Annotated in this window: 17 protein-coding genes and 2 pseudogenes; 14 read left to right on the top strand and 5 right to left on the bottom strand. The window is 43.5% G+C overall.

From position 1 onward, the window contains the following. Positions 1 to 63: 63 nt before the first annotated feature. From F6J90_RS06650 to F6J90_RS06640, 3 genes are all read left to right on the top strand, one after another. A complete protein-coding gene (locus F6J90_RS06650) occupies positions 64 to 552 on the top strand; it encodes a hypothetical protein (RefSeq protein WP_293091660.1) in 489 nt (162 codons plus the stop codon). 511 nt (positions 553 to 1063) lie between these two features. Next, positions 1064 to 1192 (top strand): hypothetical protein, encoded by a 129-nt coding sequence (locus F6J90_RS06645; protein WP_293091659.1) that lies wholly within the window; start codon positions 1064 to 1066, stop codon positions 1190 to 1192. Between the two features lie 150 nt (positions 1193 to 1342). Continuing rightward, positions 1343 to 1537, top strand: a complete 195-nt coding sequence (locus F6J90_RS06640; protein ID WP_293091658.1) for a hypothetical protein — start codon at positions 1343 to 1345, stop codon at positions 1535 to 1537. Here the strand turns inward: F6J90_RS06640 and F6J90_RS06635 are convergent. Continuing rightward, on the bottom strand, positions 1488 to 3197 hold the full coding sequence (locus tag F6J90_RS06635; protein WP_293091657.1) for a GspE/PulE family protein: 1710 nt from the start codon (positions 3195 to 3197) through the stop codon (positions 1488 to 1490). The two genes, F6J90_RS06640 and F6J90_RS06635, sit on opposite strands and share 50 nt — an antisense overlap. Before the next feature lie 1279 nt (positions 3198 to 4476). Here F6J90_RS06635 and F6J90_RS06630 point away from each other — a divergent pair. From F6J90_RS06630 to F6J90_RS43465, 6 genes and pseudogenes are all read left to right on the top strand, one after another. After that, on the top strand, positions 4477 to 4689 hold the full coding sequence (locus tag F6J90_RS06630; RefSeq protein WP_293091656.1) for a hypothetical protein: 213 nt from the start codon (positions 4477 to 4479) through the stop codon (positions 4687 to 4689). A 105-nt stretch (positions 4690 to 4794) separates the two neighbouring features. Next, positions 4795 to 5968, top strand: a pseudogene (locus tag F6J90_RS06625) (transposase). Positions 5969 to 6494: 526 nt separating this feature from the next. Further along, the gene (locus tag F6J90_RS43475; RefSeq protein ID WP_366513701.1) at positions 6495 to 7232 is read left to right on the top strand and encodes a reverse transcriptase N-terminal domain-containing protein; all 738 of its coding nucleotides are present in this window, start codon (positions 6495 to 6497) and stop codon (positions 7230 to 7232) included. 43 nt (positions 7233 to 7275) lie between these two features. Next, the gene (locus F6J90_RS43470) at positions 7276 to 8019 is read left to right on the top strand and encodes a reverse transcriptase domain-containing protein (protein ID WP_366513700.1); all 744 of its coding nucleotides are present in this window, start codon (positions 7276 to 7278) and stop codon (positions 8017 to 8019) included. 87 nt (positions 8020 to 8106) lie between these two features. Further along, a pseudogene (locus tag F6J90_RS06615) lies at positions 8107 to 8271 on the top strand (transposase); the annotation flags it as partial. Between the two features lie 43 nt (positions 8272 to 8314). Continuing rightward, entirely contained in the window at positions 8315 to 8413 is a 99-nt protein-coding gene (locus F6J90_RS43465) for a PEP-CTERM sorting domain-containing protein (protein ID WP_366513699.1), read from the top strand. Positions 8414 to 8961: 548 nt separating this feature from the next. Here the strand turns inward: F6J90_RS43465 and F6J90_RS06610 are convergent. The 3 genes from F6J90_RS06610 to F6J90_RS06600 form a co-directional block, all read right to left on the bottom strand. Further along, positions 8962 to 10143, bottom strand: a complete 1182-nt coding sequence (locus tag F6J90_RS06610; RefSeq protein WP_293091655.1) for an endonuclease/exonuclease/phosphatase — start codon at positions 10141 to 10143, stop codon at positions 8962 to 8964. Beyond that, on the bottom strand, positions 10136 to 10333 hold the full coding sequence (locus tag F6J90_RS06605) for a hypothetical protein (RefSeq protein ID WP_293091654.1): 198 nt from the start codon (positions 10331 to 10333) through the stop codon (positions 10136 to 10138). The genes F6J90_RS06610 and F6J90_RS06605 overlap by 8 nt, the downstream gene beginning before the upstream one ends. A gap of 242 nt (positions 10334 to 10575) precedes the next feature. Beyond that, positions 10576 to 11370, bottom strand: coding sequence for a pentapeptide repeat-containing protein (locus F6J90_RS06600; protein WP_293091653.1), 795 nt, complete (start codon positions 11368 to 11370; stop codon positions 10576 to 10578). 189 nt (positions 11371 to 11559) lie between these two features. Between F6J90_RS06600 and F6J90_RS06595 the strand changes: the two genes are divergently transcribed. The 4 genes from F6J90_RS06595 (at position 11560) to F6J90_RS06580 (ending at position 18100) form a co-directional block, all read left to right on the top strand. After that, positions 11560 to 12063, top strand: coding sequence for an RNase A-like domain-containing protein (locus F6J90_RS06595; RefSeq protein WP_293091652.1), 504 nt, complete (start codon positions 11560 to 11562; stop codon positions 12061 to 12063). 161 nt (positions 12064 to 12224) lie between these two features. After that, positions 12225 to 12530, top strand: a complete 306-nt coding sequence (locus F6J90_RS06590; protein ID WP_293091651.1) for a hypothetical protein — start codon at positions 12225 to 12227, stop codon at positions 12528 to 12530. Positions 12531 to 12973: 443 nt separating this feature from the next. Then, the gene (locus F6J90_RS06585) at positions 12974 to 13609 is read left to right on the top strand and encodes a DUF4231 domain-containing protein (protein WP_293091650.1); all 636 of its coding nucleotides are present in this window, start codon (positions 12974 to 12976) and stop codon (positions 13607 to 13609) included. A gap of 300 nt (positions 13610 to 13909) precedes the next feature. Further along, positions 13910 to 18100 (top strand): TIR domain-containing protein, encoded by a 4191-nt coding sequence (locus F6J90_RS06580; RefSeq protein WP_293091649.1) that lies wholly within the window; start codon positions 13910 to 13912, stop codon positions 18098 to 18100. Between the two features lie 68 nt (positions 18101 to 18168). On the opposite strand, the gene F6J90_RS06575 is transcribed toward F6J90_RS06580, so the two are convergent. After that, positions 18169 to 18717, bottom strand: coding sequence for a D-Ala-D-Ala carboxypeptidase family metallohydrolase (locus tag F6J90_RS06575; RefSeq protein ID WP_293091648.1), 549 nt, complete (start codon positions 18715 to 18717; stop codon positions 18169 to 18171). A 244-nt stretch (positions 18718 to 18961) separates the two neighbouring features. Here F6J90_RS06575 and F6J90_RS06570 point away from each other — a divergent pair, with 244 nt between their 5' ends. Continuing rightward, positions 18962 to 20647, top strand: coding sequence for a DUF4231 domain-containing protein (locus F6J90_RS06570; RefSeq protein WP_293091647.1), 1686 nt, complete (start codon positions 18962 to 18964; stop codon positions 20645 to 20647). The last annotated feature ends 18 nt before the right edge of the window (positions 20648 to 20665 follow it).

Genomic DNA, 20665 nt, shown 5'->3' with positions numbered 1-20665 from the left:
TCTCCCATCAAAAATAAAATTTTTAGAGTTAACCAGCTGTAACGTTAAAACAGGATAAAATATATGACTGACGATAAAATGCAAACTCTTTCATCTTTTGCTCAAGATGAGTACGGACTTAGTTCAGCCTCAGTCCAAGCTATGGTCAACTATGGTTACGCTTTGTTAGCTATTGCCGGAGGTGATGGAGAGGTTTCTGACGCAGAAATGGAGTGGTTAATCAATCACCAAAAGAGATTTGGTGCCCCTGAAGAGGTTGTTGGACTCTACAAGTCTTTTGATTACAAAAATGCTAACCTACAAGAGCTGTTGCCCGATATAAAAAAAGTTGATGTTGAAACTTTGTCAGTAGCAAACGAATTGGTATATCATGCCATTAAGATGTCATCAGCTGATGGGGTTTATGCTGACGCAGAGAGAGCCAAAGTAAAAGAAGCAGCAAAAATTCTCGGAGTTGCTGATGATATTGTTTTGACTCTAGAAAGTTTAGTAGATATGGAACGAACCGTTGTTAAGATGCGTAAGTCATTGATTCACGTAAACACATTCTAGACGACGGTATCAAAATACCACGGTAGGTAAGCATTCAGCCAAAGGCTGAATGCTGAATGCTGAATGCTGAATGCTTACGGTGTAGCTATTTGAAAACTGCTATAAGAGCAAGAAGAATTAAGCGATCGCAAAACAAGACTCTAATCTAAAATCTGGTAGCATCCGTTTACAAATTGAATCTCTTCCTATCTCCCCATCTCCCCATCTACCCATGTCCCCAAACTTCCCACACTTCCCACACTTCCCCTTCTTTTTCACAAATATTGAGATGCACCCGATTAGCGGTAGCGAAGTTGTTGACCCTTGATGACTAAACCCATTCTCATCGCGTTTCCAATTGGAGTGAATCGTTTTTGTTTCGTCATGGTTTGGGGATGATGACGCACGGTAGATAAACTCATGCTAAGCAGAGTCACAACAATTAGTGTAGCGCTTAAATTACGAGTAAAGGTTAAGTCAAACATTATCTGCGGATTTCCAACTGTCTCTACTTTCACAGTAGAAATCTCTTTTGATTAGTTCCCCCAGTAATATGCAACTAACTGAATTGACTCTCTGGTGGAATGGTGAATCCCACCAATTCAGTGGGTTTAGGAGTGTGGTTGAGCTAGACAATCTGCCCACTGGCACCATGGCATAAAAATTAAATATCCTTGTTTATATTCGCACATTCAGGACTTTTGCACTTTTGCGTAAGTCCTACAGCAGATCTTTTGCTATTGGTATGGCGGTGCTCATATTAATGAACTACATTCAATTTTCGCAACCCCTGTCTTGATACAAAGCCCGAGTGGTTTGGGTTCTGACTCCCCATCTCCCCATCTCCCCATCTCCCCATCTCCCCACACCTCCCACACCTCCCACACTTCCCTCTCTTTCCCTACTCCCTACTCCCTACTCCCTACTCCCTACTCCCTACCCAGCAATGTTGCCAATCAACCATATCTCCTTTTTGGAGCCATCTCATCTAGGGATTTCACTTTAGCAGCTCTTGGCTTGTCCAATTGACCGTGAGACTTACAGGACAAAGCACTGTGGGGTAGAACTCGTAAGATTTCTGTTAGGGTGGTTACCCCTTTGGTTACCTTTTCAATGGCTGCCTTGCGGAAGGAATAAAAACTGATTTTATCCAGGTAACGGTGCAACTGAGTCATGGTTCCCTCATAAATCAACTGCCGCACGGTATCATCTACATCCAGTAACTCTACAATGGCTTCCCGTCCTAAATAGCCGGAATTGTAGCACTTGGCGCAACCCTTTCCTTTGCGCCAACCTTTGAGATTAGCTTCCTCTGGCGTCAAACTCAGCTTCCGCAAATCTTCAGAAGTCGGGGTGTAAGGTTCTTGACAGTGGGGACAGATTTTGCGCACCAAACGCTGTGCCACTATTCCCAATAGGGCATCACTGATTAAACCCGGTTCCGGACCAATATCTTTAATACGAGGAATAGCACTGACCGCATCATTGGTGTGGAGAGTGGTCAATACTAAGTGACCGGTCAAAGCAGCTCGAATCCCTGTTTCAGCGGTTTCAGCATCCCGAATTTCCCCCACCATAATGATGTCCGGGTCTTGGCGTAAAATTGCCCTCATCCCTGCCGCAAAGGTCATCCCGGCTGCCTCATTCACTTGGGTCTGGGTAATCCGGGGTAAGACATACTCCACTGGGTCTTCCACCGTTACTACATTCACATGTTCGGTCGCTAACCCTTGCAGGGAATTATATAGCGTACTAGTTTTACCAGAACCAGTCGGACCGGTGATAATAACCATTCCTTGGGGTTGCTGCAACCAACCTTTATAGATTTTAAGCTCTTGGTCAGAAAAGCCTAACTCTTCCAAGCCAGAAAAGGGGTTTTCTCTTGGTAATAAGCGAATCACTGCTTTCTCCCCCCCCACACAAGGGAGGGTACTCACCCGCAGATCTAACCCAAGTTCTGCCTCCTGGCCAGTAGCATAGTTTTCCCCAATCCGACCATCTTGAGGACGGCGGCTTTCAGCAATGTCCATATCAGACATGACTTTGAGAGCAACCACCACTGCTCGTCCCAAGTCAGAGGGTAAGGTAGTTATATCCCTAAGAATCCCGTCAATGCGATAGCGGACTCTTAAGCCATCAGTCATCGGTTCCAGGTGAATATCACTGGCGCGGTTACGCAGAGCTCCAGAGATAATGGTTTTAATCCGCTCAATCTGGTCAGCCGCTTGGGAAAGATACAATTCTGTGGTTTCGGTAATGTCTTCTTGTTCCACCTCACCAGTAAGGGGATTGACAAAGGCTACGGAACTGATAGATTTGGCATCATTGTTTGCGGTGTGGTACCATCGCTTGTAGCTTTTCGGTGCAATGGGAATAATTTTGATTTGGGTGAAAGTGCGATCGCTTAATTTTTTGAGCTGCTCTGGGGATAACTGGACTGGGGTACCCAGGTAATAACAGTTGCGCCACAGTAGCAGCGGAATCACCGGAGGTAAATCTTGGCGATTGGGGAATGGCTTAAAGAACCGGGAGCTGACTTCCCGATCCAGCAGGTTAACGTTTAGTTCTCCTTGTGGGTTAACCAAGAGTTTAAGGGCTGTTTCACAGTTAATTTCACCCTTTCTCAACTTCCTCCAAGCCGATAAAGTTCTAACGCCAGTTTGCATGATTTTTACCCCACTAAATTCAACTAAATTAAACAGTTTGTCTTGATGAATTTCCAGTTTTACTTTCCCAAACACCTTGGTGCTTATTGACTATAGCAGTTTTCGATTGATTGGTATTGCCATTGTTTGATATTGGGGTGAGAGCTCAAGGTAATACTATAAATCTTTATCTAATCTTTATATATAACTTTACCTTTTTTTTACTTTCACAAAACCTAGGCTTACCTACCTAGGCTTACCTAGTTTTTCCCAATGATTGTATCTGATAAATTACCAACATTACTATAGACATTTTATCTCCCATAACAACCTTTTTTTGATCTAGTTTTTTGGCTCTAGTTTTAACAGCTAAGCGAGAGCCAAACTCTATCTATTTATCAGACGGAAATCAACAAGATTACGCAAAGAGAGGATTTTGTTTACAAAAGTTTACATTTAGGGATTGTACCAAAACCATTAACCCAAGACCATTAACTAACACCATTAACCTTGCCCTAAGCCTCATAACTCAATTGACAGAGTACTAGGGGATTCGTCTGTTCCAAGAGCCGGTGATAGCAAAGGTGATACCAGGGGTTTGGATATTGACAAACCAGTAACGACCGTAGACGCGAGAAGCAGGCTCCACCAAACTCACTGGTATTGAGGGCGTTAGCACCGAACTTGTAGAGCTGACCTTCCTGAGTAACTCTGCTGAGGGGGTGACAACAAGGCTAAAAACTAGACAGGGTGTGGGGGGTGGGGTGTGGGGTGTGGGGAAAATAGAAGGGGATTTGGAGTGACCCGGTGCGATAACAATCGGTCATATACCTGATTCAACCGTCCCGTCGCAACTCCGCCAGCTCCTGATCTTCCCCTACACCCATCACCCCACACCCCACACCCAGTAAGGCTTTTAAGGTTGTTTGTCACCCCGTCAGGTAACTCTGACGATGAATTGGGTTTGCTGAACCATCTTCACAGAGGAAGAGGTCGCCATTAGGAGCGACGGTAAACACACAGTGTTGTCCAATGTTGTTGGATAGCGCGCTAAATAGTCTAGGAGTAAATCATGAAAGTAAGTCCAACAAAAAGTTAATCTTAAGTTAAGAATTGGTTAATAAATTACTAGGTTCTCAATTTTTTGTGAAAGTCTACTGTCAGCTCTTAAACTAATCATGAATTTGTTCACAATTAAACTAATATTAACCTCTTTATCTAAAGATAGATTAATAGAGTTTTAAAAGACTAGCGCTTGATTCAAGACGCTCTACCAGGTTGAAATAAGGAGAATTTTATAATGGCTGATCTCTTCCATAAATCAGGGGTTTTGGCAGCCGCTAGTGTGGCTTTGGGTCTAGCTGTAATGCCAACCCAACTTGTCTCTGCTGCAACTATCAAATATGATTTTACCGTAGATGTAGAGACAGGGAATTTGGCTGGCAACTCTTATCAGGGGTATTTTACGGGACTGCTCCAGGCTGAAAGCCCCGTGTTTTTAAACCGGGGATGAAAGCCAGGTAGCGACTTTATTAGCCGTGAAAATATATCCACTATAACTTGAAAATTTACGCTAAAAGCATTATTATAAAATAATAACATAATCGTTCGATTTATGATGATTATTTTAGAGTTCAAAGCATACGGCAAACCTATTCAATACCAAGCCATGGACGAGGCAATTCGGACAGTTAAATTCATCCGGAATAGCTGCATTCGTTTATGGATGGACAACAAAGGGACAGGGAAATACGACCTTAGCAAGTACTCCAAGATATTAGCTAAAGAGTTTCCCTTTGCTAATGAGTTGAATTCGACTGCCCGACAGGCTGCGGCTGAAAGGGCATGGTCATCAATTTCTCGCTTCTTTGAAAATTGCAAGAAAAAGGTTCCAGGAAAGAAGGGTTTTCCTCGTTTTCAAAAGCATTGTAGATTCGGCAAAGCCGACGCTGCGCGAACGGTTGAATATAAGCAGTCAGGATGGAAATTGTCCCCTGACAAGAAGTCAATCACCTTCAGCGACAAAAAAGGGATAGGAAAACTAAAGCTCAAGGGTACCTGGGATTTATGGCTCTTTGACAAGAAGCAAATTAAAAGAGTTCGCATAGTCAAGAGAGCTGATGGCTACTACGTTCAATTCTGCATCTCTGTTGATGTAAATGAAGAGTTAGAACCATCTAGAACAACTATCGGATTAGATATTGGACTAAAAGAGTTTTACACTGATTCTGATGGTAATTCTGAACCTAATCCCCGATTCTATAGAAAAGGGGAGAAACGCTTAAAGTTTTATCAACGCCGGGTTTCCCGGAAAAAGAAAGGCTCATCCAATCGGAGAAAAGCCGTTAATAGATTAGGCAGGCAGCATCTTAAAATAAGTAGGCAGCGTGTTGGCGTAGCCTGCGCGTAGCGCATAGAACATGCCAAGAGACTGGCACGTTGCGTAATCCGGTCTAACGACCTGGTCGCTTACGTTCGCGCAGCGTGCCGTAAGGCAAGATTTAAGAGTGAAGAACTTAGTCAAAAATCACTGTCTCGCCAAATCTATTAACGATGCAGGTTGGTATCAATTCAGGAAATGGTTAGAGCACTTTGGCAAGAAATTTGGCAGGGTCACCGTTGCGGTAAATCCTGCCTACACAAGCCAGAACTGCTCAGAGTGTGGTGAAACAGTCAAGAAGTCCCTATCAACTAGGACTCACGTCTGTAAATGTGGTTGCAAATTAGATCGAGACCACAATGCTGCAATCAATATCCTAGTGCGGCTCGTTCCTAGTAGGAGCTTCTCGTAGTAGAGAAGGGTATGACTAGGGGGATTCGCGGGGCAAAACCCAAAATCCTAACTATCTGTCGGATGGTGGTGAAAACCCACCCCATGCGGAGACATGTGACTCCTTATCTGGCCACACCGAGCGGGCGGCAACTCCGCAGAGTGACGCTGGCAACAGGGCGCAATCAGTTGACCACAAGCAGGTAGCAACACTGGCGCTAACAGGGAGGCGACATGGGTAAAAGTAGTCCTATAAAAGTGTCTAATTGATAAGCCACAACCTGAACAACCATGTGCGACTTCATCCTCTATTCTCACAACGTTTTAGGATGACAGTTGTAATCTCCGAGAAGAGGATAGGCAAATTGGACTACCCTAAATCGTCAAAACAATCTGATAGATGGAACGAGTAAAAACGACAGCAAAACCATGGGTCTGAAGGCCGGTCGAACCTTCGGTAAGTTATGCCAAACTTAATCCCCACTGTCGGGTAAGATGTGCTCAAAACTGGGCACGGGTTCTCAGAATATATTCAACAAGAGTAGAGTATGGTTAGACGCATGGTAGAACATAGCGAACTATGGAAAAGCCAAAAGTGGAAAAAACTCCGCCAAAACTTATTCCGCCTACAAAGAAGAATATACAAAGCGGTTCAAGCTGGCGACTGGAGGAAAGCTCGGTCTCTACAAAAACTGATAATGAAGTCCCGTTCAGCTCAACTTTTGGCAGTCCGCCAAGTGACTCAATTAAATCAGGGAAAACGCACTGCCGGTATTGACGGAAAAGAAAGCCTGAATTACCGAGAGCGAATTGAATTGGTAGAACAATTGAACCACCATGGCCTCACCTGGGTTCATAGCGGACTTAGAGAAGTACCAATCCCTAAAAAGAATGGGAAAATCCGAATTCTAAAAATACCAACCATCGCCGATAGAGCCTGGCAATGTCTAGTTAAATATGCCTTAGAACCTGCGCACGAAACGAACTTTCACGCTCGGAGTTACGGGTTTAGGACTGGACGAAATGCGCATGATGCACAAAAATATGTGTTTGAACATTTAAACTCAAAAAAGAAAGGCATCACAAAAAGGGTTATCGAACTAGACATCAAGAAGTGCTTTGACCACATCTCTCACAAGTCCATCATGGATAGGTTGTTAGCCCCAGCGCAAATAAAGACAGGGGTCTTTAAATGCTTAAAAGCTGGCATCTGCCCGGAATTCCCTGAACAAGGAACTCCCCAAGGAGGAGTAGTCAGCCCACAAAAGCGCCAATATCGCACTTGACGGAATAGAGAAGATACACCCATCAGTCCGATATGCGGATGACATGATTATCTTCTTAAAACCAAAAGATAAAGCAGAAAAAGTCCTCCAAAAGGTGGAAAGATTCTTAGAAGAACGGGGTCTCGAAATCAGTCAAGAAAAGACCAAGATAACCAAGGCGACAGACGGATTTGACTTCCTTGGCTGGGAAATGCGAGTCAAGAAAAACGGAAAATTCCATTGTAAGCCCTCAGTGGACAATCATAGGAAAATACGCGAGAAGATTAAAACCGTAGTCAACAGCTCGAATTATGGATCAAAAGTCAAGGCCAAAAAGTTGGCTCCCATTGTAAGAGGATGGCGAAAATATCACAAATGGTGTGATATGAGTGATTCTCGGGATAGCCTATGGTTCATGAGAGAAGCAGCAAACAGAAAATTCCGAAAGGAAAAGAAAGTGAGCCGATACCAATCAAATGAACTATGCAATAAGGCATTCCCAAAAGTGAAGACAAAACTTTTCGGACACACGATGGTCAAAGGTACCAAGTCCCCTTATGACGGAGACTTAGTATATTGGAGTCAACGGAATAATGGACTCTACGACAATCATACATCCAAGGCACTGACTGAGCAAAACCATTCCTGTGGATACTGTGGAATGAAATTCATTGATGAAGAAAGAGTTGAACTCCACCACATTGATGGAAATCATGACAACTGGAAAAAAGACAACCTAATGGCCGTCCACCGAAGTTGTCACCAACAGATTCACTGGAGCAAGTCTATTGACAAGCCGAAAGGTTGAGAGAACTTAGGAGCCGTGTGAGGCGAAAGTTTCACGCACGGCTTTGGAGCGGAGGTGCCCTGGGTAATACCAGGCATCGACCGTAATAAAAGAGCCTTGGGTACGGTGGGGCACACCGGAACCTGGATCATCGATCCGAACGCTTCGGGAGATCTGACCTCTACTGTTCTTGGTTCCGGCCAGGTTCAGCAAGTCGGGTCATTGAGCGAAGAATCCCCGCGTCTAATGACCGGGGAGTGTCAACTATGGTGATTTCTTTCTCGGTTCTGGAGACGGTAGTGTCACCTACACTAAAGTGGGTAAAGTTCCCGAGCCTGCTACTATTTTAGGGTTAAGTGTGCTCGGTGCTAGCTTGCTGCTGCGGAAAAAGAAGGGATCCTCTCAAAACGTTTAGAAGAGTTTTGAGAGTTTAAAGTTGAAAGTTTAAAGTTGAAAGTTGACGGTTGAGTGTTAAGGGTTGAGGGTTGACAGTTGACTGTTAATACTCAACCCTTAACAGCTAGGATAATGGCAAATTTATAGTCATCTTCCTCATCAAAATTTTGTCCATTGCCCCAATCATGCATGCGATCGCGTAGCGTCGGCGAAGCCGAATCGCATCTCATCCTCTAGCGCTATTGTTATTGGTTTGTGCGTTCGCATCTCATCCTCTAGCGCTATTGTTATTGGTTTGTGCGATCGCGTAGCGTCGGCGAAGCCGAATCGCTTTTCTTTTGATAGCGCTATTGTTATGGGTTTGTGCGATCGCGTAGCGTCGGCGAAGCCGAATCGCTTTTCTTTTGATAGCGCTATCCTTAGGTGATTTACCCCCAGAAATCGCTAGTCATATTGTTGATTTTGCCATTAACATTACCCCTGAACTTACCAAAGGGCAGTTTGCTGAAGATAAGATCTGCTGTTTACAAGCATTGATTAACCAAACTAGCCAAATGATCAGTAACTTCAATCCGGCAACGGCAGTCGTAACCACAACGGTAAATGGTCACTTACCTCATGTTCAAACCGTCGAAAAAATGCCTTCTTCTGGGATACTGATAACTCACTAACCCCTCGGTTGTATAAGGCATCACTAAACAATTCAACAAAATTAAAAACACCATAATCCGGTCCTCGTGGGTTTTCACCCATAGAGGAATGTTCCTTATAAGTAGGAAGACGCTGATCCCAATTAAACAAACCAATTTGGTCAAAGGTTTCCGTAAATCTAGCATTAGTGCGCAAGACTTGGTTTGTCTGTGGATGGGGGTCTAAGAACGGAAAATTAACATTTGCTTCCCCTCTAACCTTAGCATTAAACATCTTGATATGCTTTTCAATCCGGTCACGGTCTGTAGTAGGATTATCAAAATCTAGATTCAGATCCCCTAATAAGATAAAATTGGGATAATAAGCTCGATCATGTTGGATAAACCGTCCTAATATCCATGCCATCAGTGCATCAAATTCCTGACGGCGATCTGAGATATAGTCACCAAAATACAGATGAGCATTAACCGCCATAAACTCATAGGGGTTAGTACCAGGATGACCAACAATTCTAAAGCTAACACAGAACGGTTGGCGAGCAAAGGTTAGAAACACTGGCATCCTAACATTCGGCTTCTTCGGGCGTTTTACTAACTGATTTGAGTTCCACTGATCCAGTTCTTTTAGATATTCAACATAGGGTAAAATAGCCTGATTGATCTGATCATAGTTACGAGCCAAGGTTTCTAAAACCTTAGTACGGTCAAAAGAAATATCTGAGACCACTTCACCCCGCTGAACCATCGACAAATTATATATAAATCCCAGTCTTTCCCCTAATCCTGGTTCATTAGGAAACACCCCAGTTCGATCAGACACAATCGTACCAAACTCTGACCCCATCCGCCCCTTCAACTCCTGGAAACCACTCAGGTTATCCATGATTTCTTGGATAGCCAGCAAGTCAAAGTGCTTACACACATGAGCCAAAAAATCCCAGGTTTGAGGACTGCGGTTAGTTACCGAACCCAGTTTTCTGATATTAAATGACCCCAATACCACCGAGCCATATTCCCGTTTAGGCAATCCATACTTAGTGGGATCGTCAGCCAAAGTTTCTCGGATTTTACCCCATTCTTTTGGAGTAAATTCAGACATAATCAGAACTTAACTTATATAGTATTTTTATTTGAGATGTAAACATAGGATTGATAGATAAAGGGAACAGGGAATAGGGAATCGGGAACAGGGAATCGGGAATCGGGAATCGGGAATCGGGAATCGGGAATCGGGAATCGGGAATCGGGAATCGGGAATCGGGAATTGGGAATCGGGAAGAGTTACCCAAAATACCTATATACTTGATTAACTCTTGCTAGCATGCCTATTGCTAGCATGCCTATTGCCTATTGCTAGCATGCCTATTGCCTATTGCTAGCATGCCTATTGCTAGCATGCCTATTGCTAGCATGCCTATTGCCTATTGCTAGCATGCCTATTGCTAGCATGCCTCTTGCTAGCATGCCTCTTGCTAGCATGCCTATTGCCTCTTGCCTCTTGCCTATTGCCTTATTCCCTGTTCCCTTGTCTTTAACGATTCAAAATTGTCAAACCATTATCATGGGAATCTTCAAAAATTGCTCCCCTTTGTTTCAAGTCAAGCTTCATCTCTTCAGAAATTCCTAAATTATTGACCAACCGGGCTTTCTCTAATTTAGCATCACTCAGATTGACTTTACTCAAGTTAGTCTCCCCCAAGATAGCACATCTGAGGTTAGCACCACTCAGTACTGTATAGTCCATCGAGGCATAACTGAAGTTGCTGTAACTCAAATTAGCATTGTTAAAAATGGCATAATTCAAAGTAGCGCAACTTAAGGTAGCACCAAATAGATTCGCTTCGCTGAGGTTAGCACCAAATAGATTAGCATAACTCAGATTAGCATTACTCAAGATAGCATGGCTGAGGTTGGCATTACTCAGGATAGCATAGCTAAAGTTAGCATTGCTGACCAGAGTACCCCTGAGATTGGTGCTGCTGAGAATAGCACGACTGAGGATAGCCTCGCTGAGATTAGCATCACTAAGATTAGCATCACTAAGATTAGCCTCATTCAGGTCAGTCCCGAACAAGTTAGCTCCCAATAAATTAGCACCAAATAAATTAGCGCCATTGAGTTTAGCAAGGCTAAGGTTAGCACCACTCAAATTGACACGGCTGAGGTTAACACTACTCAAATTAGCACCGCTGAGATCAGCACCTGCACAATCGGATGTTGTATTAAGACCAGCAATTCTCCCTATCTCCAAAAAGTCCTTAGTTTTCTCCTCTATAGAGCGATCGATTAACGGTTGCCCTTCTGGCCGAATTTCTTGATTAGACATAGGTTGACTTAACCAAAATTAATATATGATCATCAAAAGTTTACTCTATACAGCTTTGAGGGCAATGAGCTCATCCCTGATACAGTCAGTCGCCCATTGACCCTCCTTTCATTGTCTTGATGCAGTCGCTCAGGATGTTACAATCAAAAAGCTGCTGGGAATAGTAGGTAAAAACAGACATTATTTAAGATGCTTACCCATTGGAAAAAATCCCTAGCCAAGAGTGCTGGACTATTGGCTGTTTTGACTCTTGTACAGAGTTTCTACCTGAGTCAATCAGCTTCTGCGCAATGCGTGCCGAGTAATTTTCCCTCGAACTGGTTACAACGACAGGAGTACCTTGGTGGTCACACTATTGATCGCCATGTTGGTAAAAGTGATCAACAACTAGTGGACCGATTAATTAATGCTCCCAGAATCAGCGCAGCTAGCACCTATAGCGATTTGGGAACTGCTGCCACTAATATTCAAGCTGCTTTGAGAGCCAACCGGAATAGATTAAATAGTTGGGTTCTTGATGCTGCTAGAGGTGAGAAGCGAGCTGTTAACTATAGGGCTAGGGAAGTAGTTGGTCGTGTGGCTAGCCGTTCTCCTTCTCTGAGCAATATTTCTAATAGTAGAAAGTTGCGTGCGGTTATGAAAAAAACAGCAAAGGGAGATTGCTTACTTCTTACGTCATATCCCGCTAGATAACTGCTCAGGGGATTGTAGATTTTATAGTGTAGATTTTATAGTTTAGACTGACCCTTGCTTAAACTATAATATCTTGTATTTATTTAATCTTCAGTCTCTAATTCTCCAATCTTCAGTCATTACTCAACATTACCAATTAACTATACACCAAAAATCTACCCATGAGCCAAAAACCTAACTACGAAAATCTCTACAGTTTTCTTGCTGGGGAGTTTGCTGAAGCTGATTTTGAAGGTAAAAGTGATGAAGAGGTAGTTCTTGGCTGCAACAATCCAGAACTTGCCAAGTGGCATCGTACCATAATTACCGAAGGACGGGTTGCTTTGGCTTCTCGCTCCTTTCCCTGGAAAGATGTGGGTGACTATGCCAATCGCCATTTTGAAACTGAAGAAAGTGCTAGAAAATGGCTAACAGAAATGCTCGACCTCTTGGAAAGTGGCCTTGATCAAGTATCCGGAGGAGAGTAAGCTGGTCTTCATTTAAATTTGATGGTTCTGACAGCTGGGGAGCTGGGGAGCTGGGGAGCTGGGGAGCTGGGGAGCTGGGGAGAGGGTTTGACGGTTTTTTTATAACTGAATAATACCCAATTTAAATGCGCAACAGCTTAAAGTACTTTAGCAAATAGCTAAATCCTCACACTTATAGAGATTGCTACTGCCTTTTTTTTCTAAAAATTTCCAATACAAGCTGCTTGGCTCGCTTCCGCCAAATTCCCATGACCACTATGAAAAAAAAGGGTATTATTTCCCCGATTAAACTATACTCTAAACTTGATAATTTGTCCTTACCCAGGTTGCAATAATTCCCGGTTATAACTGGAGTAATGAATCCCCAAAAAAAATCCATACATGTATAGCGCTACGCGCAAGGGCTTTGGGGAATCCTCTCAAGTAAACAGGACGAGTCAATCATGGTAAAAAAACGGTCTTATCAGGAAAAATTTAAAGAAGAGATGGGTGGGTTGATTGATGGGATTGATCTATCGGATTTGCAGAAGCGGTTTATCAAAGCTCGCTGGCTCGACCAAGTGTTGTGGTTAGACAAGCGAGCAAATCAGTGTCGCAACCGCTATTATACCCTGCGACTGTTGACCATTATCGGAGGGGTAATTGTTCCCGCTTTAGTCGGTATCAACAGCAGCAACGGTCAAATCAGAGTAGCTCTGGGTTGGACTGCCTTTGCAATGAGTCAGATAGTGGCAATTAGCGCCGCTTTAGAAGAGCTATTTCAATCTGGCAAACACTACACTCAGTATCGCAACAGCGCAGAAGCCATGAAGATAGAAGGCTGGCAATTTCTTCAGTTAAGTGGACCTTACCAACGTCTAGAAAACCACACCCAGGCATTTAGCCAGTTTTCCTCCCGTGTCGAGGCGCTGATTAAAAAAGATGTAGAAGGATACATCAGCGAGGTTCAGCAAGAGCAGAAACATGCCAGGGAGGAAACAGAGTTCCCATCTCAAAATCCAACTCAAAACCCAACTCAAAACCCAGGTATGGCTGAGTCACAACTCAACGAACAATTACAACAGGCAGCGATTCGATAAGCCAGCCAATTCCCAAATGATTACCCCCTCAGAGGGGGTAATCCTGGTAATCCCTCAAAGATGTTCAGACTTATCTGCCAGACGTGCTGGGTGGTCTTGAGGAAAAGAAGATTTTAGATAAGCTAACCTTGATTGCTGCGATCGCTACTATCGGTTGACTGCTGAGTGCTGACCAGCTAATGGTAAAACTGTTACGTTAGTAGAATGTTAGGGAATTGTATAACTATAGGTTCCGAGACTTGTGAGCCCAAGTTCCTCTCAAATAGTTATATTGAATCCCTACTTCACTACCCAACTTCTATGAAGACTTTTTTCGATGCCTTCATCTCCTACGGACGAAAAGATAGCAAAGCATTTGCTACCAAACTACACCAACGATTAACCGAACTTGGTTTCAGCATCTGGTTTGACCAACAGGATATTCCTCTGGGTGTAGACTTCCAAAATCAAATTGATGATGGCATTGAAAAATCCCATAACTTCTTGTTTATCATTGCTCCCCATTCAGTAAAATCTGCCTATTGTCTCAAAGAGATTCAACTCGCTGTTAAACTCAACAAACGCATCATCCCTCTACTCCATGTTGAACCTAAGGATTGTTGGGATAAGATGCATCCAATTATCCAAAAAATTAACTGGGTCTTTTTCCAAGATAATACAGATGATTTTGAAAAATCCTTGGCTGGGTTACTCCAGGTAATCCACCATCAAAGTGATTACGTCAGACAACATACAGAAATTTTAGTCAAGGCATTGGAGTGGTCTAGACATCACAAAAAAACTAACTACTTGTTAATTGGAGAAGAGCGACAACAGGCTCAATCTTGGCTAAAGGTTAGGTTTGATGATCAGCAACCTCCTTGTGTTCCTACAGACCTACACTGTGAGTTGATTTGTGAAAGCACCAAGAATGCCAATAACCTTCTGACCCACGTGTTGATCTGCTACGCCGATCAAGATAAGCCGGTGATGCAGAAAATTGCTAAAACTTTAATGCGGCAAAGTTTAACGGTTTGGACGAATAAGACCGATATTCAAACCGGTACCCGATTCCAAGACGTAATCAATCAAGGGATTGAGGGAGCTGATAACCTGGTCTACTTAATTTCACCTGCTTCCGTGACATCAGACTATTGTCAGCAAGAAATCACCCACGCCTTGGACAACAACAAACGAATTATTCCCCTCTTGATTGAATCCACAGAACTAGAGGGCATTCCTCCCCAGATCAGAGGGCTACAATTTCTGGATTTTACTACCTATAAGGATGAAGCAAAATACCGCATTGAGGCTGACAAACTGATTAAGGTATTGCATCAGGATGAGCGCTACTACTCAGACCATAAGACCTTATTAGTAAAAGCGATTAAATGGAAAAAACAAAATCGTAATCCCAGTATTTTACTGGGGGGATACAATTTGCGATATTATGAAAATTGGCTCACTCTTAATCAGCAACGTAGCCTTCATCCTCCCCTACCCCTTCATCACGAATTTATTACTGAAAGTAGCGCTCAAATTACCTCATCCTCTTTAGAGGTGTTTATCTCCTATTCCCGAGCAGATTCCGATTTTGCCCGTCAGTTAAACGAGGCACTCCAGATGCAGGGAAAAAGCACTTGGTTTGACCAAGAAAGCATTCCTCCAGGAAGTGATTTTCAGCAGGAAATCTATCGGGGTATTGAAAATTCTGACAACTTTTTATTTATTATTTCCCCTCGCTCAGTGAATTCACCCTATTGTGCAGATGAGGTGGAATACGCCCAGAGTTTAAATAAACGGTTTGTGACCATATTACATCACGAAGTAGCAGCAAACCTGTTACATCCCGCATTAGCTAAGATACAGTGGATAGACTTTAGAAATTATCGGGGAGATTTTAATACCAATTTCAGTGAATTGATCAGAACCCTAGATACTGACCGAGACCATGTCCATAACCACACCAAGTTGTCTCAGCGCTGCTTGGAATGGGAAAAAAACCACAAAACTCTTGACTTGCTGTTGCGGGGGATTGAGTTTTCCATTGCCCAAAACTGGTTTATGGAAGCTGAGCGAGATCATAAATATCCTCCCCCAACTCCTTTACAGAAGGAATTTTTTGAAGCCAGTAAAAACGGGATTGAAGCGGCAAAAGAAGCCGAAAAACAGCGACAAGCAGAAATTATAAGGTTGCAGGAGGAACGTACAAAGGAAGCGAAAGCAAGACTAGCAGAACAGAAGAAAAGAGTTAGACAACAAAAATTCTTGATTGTCGGAGTCATTATAGCATTGGTAGGGGCTGTTGGCACTCTTATCTATCAAATTAAACAAAAGAAGGAGGCTAACCATAACCTTAAACTTGCTGTAATAAACAATCTTCTCTCAGAAGCAAAGGAGTCTTTACCCGAAAACCATAAAAACCCTACTATGGCTTTACGCCTTGCCGAGGCGGCTTATAAGATTGACAATCAAGGGCCTCAGGTTTCACAAGTACTGAATAGAGTCTACCATTCAGCAATTCATAACCGCTCCTTTTTTTACTATGCCAATATGGGACATAAAAGGGATGTGACTAGTGCAGTCTTCTCGCCGGATGGTAGTAGAATTCTCACCGCTTCAAAGGATACCACAGCAAAATTGTGGAATCTCAAGGGGGAGCTAATCAAGACCTTAGCCGGACATTCTGCTAGGGTTAATTCTGCTGTATTTTCGACCGATGGCAACACAATAGTGACTACCTCAGAGGATAAAACAGCTAAGTTGTGGGATAAGGAAGGCAAATTGCTCAATACCTTACAAAGGCATGATTGCGTCCGCAATGGTCAGTGCCAGGTTAATTCTGCCGTCTTTTCCCCAGATGGTCAGACAATTCTCACCGCTTCTGATGATAATACGGCTACATTATGGAATAAAAAAGGAAAACTAATTAATACCTTGAGGGGGCACAAAGATATCGTCGTCTCTGCGGTCTTTTCTCCTGATGGTAAGAAAATTATCACCGCTTCACGGGACAAAACTGCCAAATTATGGGATAAGGATGGGAATTTGATCACAACTTTAAATCAGGATAGGGGTCTTACCTCTGCGGTATTTTCTCCAGACGGAACTAAAATTATCACTACTAGTAAAGATAAGACAGCTAAGTTGTGGAAACAAAATGGCGAGCTGATCAAACTATTGAAGGGACATAACGGTTGGGTTAATTCAGCTTTCTTTTCCAAAGACGGTGATAAAATTATTACCGCCTCTGAAGATGGCACTGCTAAGTTATGGGATAAGGATGGAACATTAATTAAAACCTTGAAGGGACATTCAGAGCCAGTAAAAAAAGCCTTGTTTTCCCCAGACGGTAAGACTATTATTACCGTTAGTGATGATGATACTGCCAAAATTTGGGATTTGGATGGAAATGTTATCGCTAATTTAATCGCTCATCAATTATCGGTTACCACTGCAGCGTTTTCTCCCAATGGAAACACAATAATCACTGCCTCTGATGACTCGACAGTCAAGTTATGGGATATCACCAAACAACGAGTTAATTCTAGTTTTACACATTCAGCACCTGTGAATTATGCTGTGTTTTATCCTAACGGCGAAAAAATCTTGATAGCCACTACCGAGAAAAAGCCTTATTCATGGGATCTGAGCGGAAAATTGCTCAAGCAACTTCCTTATGACTGTGATATCGGGAAGAACTGTGCTGTAACAGCAGCTTTCTCCCCTAATGGTAACTATGGCCATCGCCTGATCATGGATATTAATTTACATGATAACTATAATAACATAAGGATATTCGGTAGCAGTGGTGCTAAATTGGCCAGCTTTTCCCAAGATGACCAGCAAATTTTCACTACCTCTAACGATCACACTGCCAAGTTATGGGATTTTAGTGGCAGTGAACTTATAGAAATCTCAGAATACAAAGGACACAAGAGGGTAGTTAATTCCGCTGTGCTATCTCCTAACCGCCAGCAAATCCTTACGGCTTCTAAGGATAAAATGGCGAAGTTGTGGAACTTGAACGGAGAAATAATTACTGATTTTAAAGGACATAAAGGTGCTGTTAATTCCGCCGTCTTTTCCCCTGATGGTAAAACAATTCTCACTGCTTCAGCAGATGACACCATAAAACTGTGGGATTTGAATGGAAAGCTGATCCGAACCTTTGCAGGAGGCCCCGGTAAAGGACATATGTCCGATGTTAATTCAGCGGTGTTTTCTCCCGATGGTAAAACAATTCTCTCTGCTTCTGATGATAAAACTGCCAAGTTGTGGCATTTAAACGGTAACTTAATCCTGGAGATGAAAGACCTTACTCCTGCTGCTGTGAACTCTGCCGTGTTTTCTCCCGATGGCACCAAAATCCTCACTGCTTCAAGCAATGGCACTGTCAGCGTGTGGGAGAAGTCGGAGGCTATATATAAGTGGTTGCAAAAAGCTAACATTTATCAGCTGTCACCAAAAGATCGGGAGGAATTTGGTTTAGAGCACAGGTATTCTAGATAAAATCCTTTAGGTGCGCGCCTCCAAGGCCGCGACGGATTGCTCGCGGCCTTGGGTCGCACCTGAGGATATCAAAAACCATACCTCCACCTTACCCGATGGCCTCGGGCATCAATATGGGTGAAACAACTCCCACTGGCTAGACCACCTCGGGAACCCCACCAGGAATCTAGGCGTTTATTCACCGACATTGGCGATATCCCCTCAACCACAAAATCCACAGCATCCCCAGAAAGATGACGGGAGCGTGTAGCACCACCAACTTTGCGATTGGTTACTGGGTCGCGATACCAAGAGTTAACTACGATGGGGCGATTGCCAAAGTATTCCCTAACTTCCTCCATCACCTCAGCAATTTTGAGAATGCCCTCCACAATACTTTTGTCCGTAGGAATGCGGGTACCATTTTTAGTGGCCTCTGCCCAACTAAAGTGACCACCAGTGATAATTGCCTCCGATAGATAAAACGTTTTGTTATATCCAGGCAACTGAATTGGAGCAGTCTGGTCAGAGTTAATCTTAATTAAGTTAGATTGTTGTTGATCCTTAGGTGTGTTATCGGGTTCACTCCCTTCAATTTCAACATGGTCACAGAAGACGTACCAGGTTTTTCTTGACAAAAATTAGGATATAATCGAGTATTTATCGTTATCAAAAAAAGGGAGTATTTCCCAGATTAAACTATACTCGAAACTTGAGCATTTGTCCTTACCCAGGTTGCAATAATTCCCGGTTATAACTGGGGTGATGAATCCCCAAACACAATCCATACATGTACCTAACCCTTGTCAAGGTGTTTTTTTCATCCATAACAGTGGGGTATAGGTCTGGGGAATCCTCTCAAGTAAACAGGACGAGTGAATCATGTTAAAAAAACGGTCTTATCGGGAAAAATTTAAAGAAGAGATAGGTGGGTTGATTGATGCGATTGATCTATCGGATTTGCAGAAGCGGTTTATTAAAGCTCGCTGGCTCGACCAAGTTTTGTGGTTAGACAAGCGAGCAAATCAGTGTCGCAACCACTATTATGCCCTGCGAATGCTCACCATTATCGGAGGCGTAATTGTTCCCGCTTTAGTCGGTATCAACAGCAGCGACGGTAAAATCAGAGTAGCCTTGGGTTGGACTGCCTTTGGACTGAGTCAGGTAGTGGCAATTAGCGCCGCTGTAGAGGAGCTATTTCAATATGGGAAACACTACACTCAGTATCGCAACACCGCAGAAGCCATGAAGATAGAAGGCTGGCAATTTCTTCAGTTAAGTGGACCTTACCGACGTGTAGAAAACCACACCCAGGCATTTACCCAGTTTTCCTCCCGTGTAGAGGTGCTGATCAGGAAAGATGTAGAAGGATACATCAGCGAGCTTGAGCACGACCAGGAACAGGCCAGGGAGCAAACAGAGTTAATCCTATCTCAAAACATAACTCAAAACCCAGGTCAAAACCTAACTCCAAACCTAGGTATGGCTCAGTCACAACTCAACGAACAATTACAACAGCCACGGATTCGAGAAGCCACCCAATTCCCAAATGATTACCCCCTCAGAGGGGGTAATCCTGGTAATCCCTTTCCTCAGGAATTTGACCCAACCCATACCTTTAATGCTCCAGCAAACCCCTCTGCTAACGATATTCCAAGAATCTGGCAGGAAGAAGACGGGGATGAGTTCGTTCATCCTAGCCAAATTGAAGGCAATCGTTTCAAAACCAGCAGTAATGGCGGAACTCCCTCCATCGTCTTAGATGAGTTCGTTAATCCTAGCCAAATCGAAGGCAATCGTTTCAAAACCAGCAGTAATGGCGGAACTCCCTCCATCGTCTTATTGGATGATTTAACTACCTCAGCCTCAAACAACACTCCTATGGTTTGGCAAGAAGAGGATGAGGATGAGTTGACTCAACCCAACCAACTCGAACAACTCGAAAGCACTCCCTTAACGGAAAACAACAACCATGACCTGACTCCTCCAACTCAGGACTCTCAGAATTCAGTCCCCTGTCCTCCCGAATCGGATTTTGTAAGCCCTGAGGTAGTCGCGGATATTCTCAAGTGTCCCCTCAAAGATGTCCAGACTTATCTACCAGACGTGCTAGCTGGTCTTGAGGAAAAGAAGATTTTAGACAAGCTAACCTTGATTGCTGCGATCGCTACTATCGGTGTCGAAACCGGTGGTTTCCGTCCTATCGATGAATACGGTGATTCCAAATACTTCACCAAAATGTACGAAGGTCGCAAAGACTTGGGCAATACCCAACCAGGAGATGGAGCCCGCTATCATGGGCGCGGCTTTATTCAAATTACCGGTCGGGCTAACTACAGGGACTACGGCCAAAAAATTGGTCTAGGCAGCACCTTAGAAAAGAATCCGGAACTTGCCCTCAATCCCAAAATTGCTGCTCAAATCTTAGCCTGCTATTTCTATGACCGCAAGGTGTATCAAGCAGCCAGAGATGGAGACTGGCGCAAAGTCCGCAGGCTAGTCAATGGAGGCTACAACGGTTGGGAACAGTTCTACACCTTTGTCCAACGAGCTGAGCAAATGCTTTAAGCTACCTGTAGGGTGGGC

Source organism: Moorena sp. SIOASIH, assembly GCF_010671925.1.
In the GTDB taxonomy this organism is placed as follows: Bacteria; Cyanobacteriota; Cyanobacteriia; order Cyanobacteriales; family Coleofasciculaceae; genus Moorena.
Note: the sequence above shows the minus strand (reverse complement) of the source record. Positions and strands in the feature narration are given on the sequence as shown.